Source organism: Lapidilactobacillus bayanensis (genome assembly GCF_003946695.1).
In the GTDB taxonomy this organism is placed as follows: Bacteria; Bacillota; Bacilli; order Lactobacillales; family Lactobacillaceae; genus Lapidilactobacillus; species Lapidilactobacillus bayanensis.
The window spans coordinates 1-3,782 of the sequence record NZ_RHOX01000053.1 but is presented as its reverse complement, the minus strand read 5'-3'; the positions used below and the strand labels follow the sequence as shown (position 1 = coordinate 3,782).

The window sequence follows — 3,782 nt, the reverse complement described above, 5'->3', positions numbered from 1 at the left end:
ATGCGGAAGTAGTTCAGTGGTAGAACATCACCTTGCCATGGTGGGGGTCGCGAGTTCGAATCTCGTCTTCCGCTTTCAGTTCAAAAGTTTACTTTTGAGCTTTTTTATTATTTTTCTAGTCATATTGACGGAAAGTAGCTCAGCTTGGTAGAGCACTACGTTCGGGACGTAGGGGTCGCAGGTTCGAATCCAGTCTTTCCGACTTTAGATGGAACTCGTTGTTAGATGCGGGTTCTATTTTTTTGGCGATTAAAAAGTTATTTGAGTCTTTGTCAAATGGTGTTGGTAGCGATTTATTTAGGGTCAAATTTGTGCGTTGACGATAACTATTCAGAGAATAAGATAGGGCTTAACTTTAGACACTTAACTTTAGACAGCAGTCACTTTGATTGACTAAATTAGTGAGTTTAGTTGAATTCAAGTTCATTTGGTTGGCAAGGACTTAATTATCTCTTATAATAATGGTCAACGAAGGTCAATCATGATTTTCGTGAATGGTGGATAATGGATTTGACAAAAAGAAAAGGATCTTGCAATGACTGGACAAAATATTTCTGACATTATTGAGGCTTACCTGAAGCAAATACTGGCAGAGCAACAACAGATTGAGATTAATCGCTCAGATATTGCGGCACAATTCAATTGTGTTCCTTCGCAAATCAATTATGTAATCAAAACACGTTTCAATGAACAACAAGGCTATTGGGTTGAAAGTAAGCGTGGTGGTGGCGGCTATATTCGAATTGAAAAATTACAGTCAACGGATCTAGACGACTATTTACAGCACCTGTTAGAATTAGTTGGAACGCAAATAACTGAGAATGATTTACAAATGTTCTTACAGCAGTTGTATGATAATCAATTGCTGACGAAACGTGAAGCACAAATTATGGCGATAATGGGTGAGCATAAGACCTTGAATGTTTCGAATCAAGAAGCTGAAGAAACGTTGCGAGCTAATCTGCTTATTGCCTTATTGAATAGTTTGCGGTATAAACGTTCATAGAGAAAGAGAGGCGTTAACTTGGATAATTTATTTACAGAGAGTGCAAGCCAAGTATTAGTCATTGCCCAAGAGCAAGCACGTTACTTTCATCATCATGCCGTTGGGACGGAGCACTTATTGCTCGCCTTAACGATGGAAAAAAGCGGAGTTGCCGGTAAAATCTTACGACAATTAACGATCACGTCTGATTATGTTAAAGAGGAAATTGAACGCCTAACTGGCTACGGCTCATCTCATCAAGAAGATGAGGGTACTGATGGTTATTTACCATACTCGCCTAAATCAAAACAGATTCTAGCTTACGCTGGAGATGAAGCAAAGAAGTTGGGTGCTGTCAAAATTGGTACAGAACATATCTTGTTGGGCCTTTTACGTGAAGATGATATTTTAGCTTCACGTATTCTGACCGATTTAGGTTTAAGTTTGTCCAAGACCAAACAGTTGCTGCTTAAAAAGATGGGGTTATCTGAAAGCTCGTTGAAACATCGTAGTCAAATCACCGCACCCAAAAATAATCAGCAATCAATTACCCCAACCTTAGATAAGCTGGCTCGTGACTTAACCCAATCTGCACGTGAGAATAAGATGGATCCAGTAGTTGGCCGTGACAAAGAAGTTAAGCGAGTTATCCAAATTCTAAGTCGCCGAACCAAAAACAATCCAGTTCTCATTGGTGAACCAGGTGTAGGTAAAACAGCGATTGCTGAAGGATTAGCTCAACGAATTGTGACCGGCAATGTGCCAACCGATATGCTGGAAAAGCGGTTGATGATGTTAGATATGGGTTCATTAGTTGCCGGCACGAAATATCGTGGTGAATTTGAAGATCGTTTGAAAAAAGTGATTGATGAAATTTATCAAGATGGGCAAGTCATCCTCTTTATTGATGAATTGCATACTTTAATTGGTGCAGGTGGTGCAGAAGGCGCGATCGATGCCTCTAATATTTTGAAACCAGCGTTAGCACGTGGTGAATTACAATTAATTGGTGCGACAACGTTGGATGAGTATCAGAAGTATATTGAAAAGGATCAAGCATTAGAGCGTCGCTTCTCGACAGTTATGGTAGATGAACCAACTCTTGCAGAAACTGAAGAGATTTTGCGTGGTTTACGGCCACGCTATGAAACGCATCATGGCGTGACGATTACTGATGAGGCCTTACATGAAGCTGTTGTTCTTGCCAGTCGATATATTACTGGTCGATTTATGCCTGATAAAGCGATTGACTTAATTGATGAATCTGCAGCTAAAGTTCGTCTTGATGCCGCTGATGACACGTTTACGCCAGAAGAAAAAATGAAACAACAGTTAAAAGATCTAGTTGCTAAGAAGGAAACTGCAATTGAACAACAAGATTTTGAAAAGGCTGCTACAATTCGCGAACGTGAAATGACGGTTAAGAAACAACTTGAAGGTTTTAACGATGATGAGAAATTAATCCGTTCTGACATTCAGGTTAAGGCCGACGATGTGGCACAAGTGGTTGCTGAATGGACTGGCGTTCCTGTAGCACAATTGCAGAAAAAAGAAAGCGAACGTTTACTGGATCTAGAGAAGATATTGCATCAACGTGTTGTTGGGCAAGATGAGGCCGTTGTGTCAGTTTCTCGAGCAATTCGGCGAGCTCGTAGTGGCTTGAAAGACCCTAGTCGGCCAATTGGCTCGTTCTTATTCCTCGGGCCAACTGGTGTCGGTAAAACCGAATTGGCTAAGGCTTTGGCCGAAGCAATGTTTGGTTCTGAAGATAATATGATTCGAATCGATATGTCGGAGTACATGGAGCAATTCACGACGTCACGTTTGATCGGGTCACCTCCTGGTTACGTTGGTTATGACGAGGGTGGTCAATTAACGGAGAAAGTTCGCAATAAACCTTATTCTGTCGTGTTATTTGATGAGGTTGAAAAGGCGCATCCCGATGTCTTTAACTTATTGTTACAAGTGTTAGATGATGGCTTTTTAACCGACTCTAAGGGCCGTAAAGTTGATTTTCGTAATACTATCTTGATTATGACTTCTAACTTGGGTGCGACTGCTTTACGTGACGACAAGAGTGTTGGCTTTAGTAGTCATTCAGCTAGTGATAACTATGCAGCGATGCAAAGTAAAATTCTGGAAGCAACGAAGCAATTCTTCCGTCCAGAATTCTTGAACCGAATTGATGAAACAGTTATTTTCCACTCTTTGGATCGTGAACAGTTACGAATTATCGTTAAAATTCTAGCAAAACGTTTGTTAGCTCGTTTAGATGAACAAGATATTAAAGTTAAAATCACACCCGCTGCTATGGATGTTATTGCCGCTGATGGTTATAATCCCGAATATGGTGCGCGCCCAATTCGCCGAGCTTTACAACGTGACATTGAAGATAAAGTTAGCGAGATGTTGTTGAGTAAAGAGTTGCAAAGCGGTTCTAATCTAACAATTGGTGCCAGTAAAGGGAAAATCACCTTTAACGTTCATCAAGCAAATGTTGAAACACGTACAACTGTTAAAAGTTAATAACCACTTTGAATAGGACAAGTTAGTTGTCCTATTTTTTGTCGTTCATTAAAATAGTGACGACTGAAGCTGTTATGTTGTGGTTCTTCGTGCCTACGGAAAATACGCTGGTGGAACGCTGTGGGCTCGACTTTAAGCCAATCTGCGATTGTCTTAAAGCTCGGCCTTCTCGTAAGCGATAAATCGCCAACGAGAATTTCAGTGCGCCCGGCATGGGCATCAACTAGACGGTGAAAGTCCGTTGCGGGCCGTAGTAGTCGGAACCGTTAGT

General features: G+C 41.0%; 2 protein-coding genes and 2 tRNA genes. All 4 read left to right on the top strand.

Translation table 11 applies throughout. The features are described 5' to 3' along the window. Positions 1–2: 2 nt before the first annotated feature. Positions 3–74 (top strand) — tRNA-Gly (locus EKM65_RS11015). Between the two features lie 54 nt (positions 75–128). Continuing rightward, positions 129–202: transfer RNA gene (locus EKM65_RS11010), tRNA-Pro, on the top strand. A gap of 333 nt (positions 203–535) precedes the next feature. After that, a complete protein-coding gene (locus EKM65_RS11005; RefSeq protein WP_125608452.1) occupies positions 536–1,006 on the top strand; it encodes a CtsR family transcriptional regulator in 471 nt (156 codons plus the stop codon). 18 nt (positions 1,007–1,024) lie between these two features. After that, positions 1,025–3,511, top strand: a complete 2,487-nt coding sequence (locus EKM65_RS11000) for an ATP-dependent Clp protease ATP-binding subunit (RefSeq protein WP_125608450.1) — start codon at positions 1,025–1,027, stop codon at positions 3,509–3,511. Positions 3,512–3,782: the final 271 nt, after the last annotated feature.

Excerpts from the sequence above, each read along its gene's own strand:
- EKM65_RS11005 (WP_125608452.1), top strand. The coding sequence starts at position 536 with ATGACTGGACAAAATATTTCTGACATTATTGAGGCTTACCTGAAGCAA.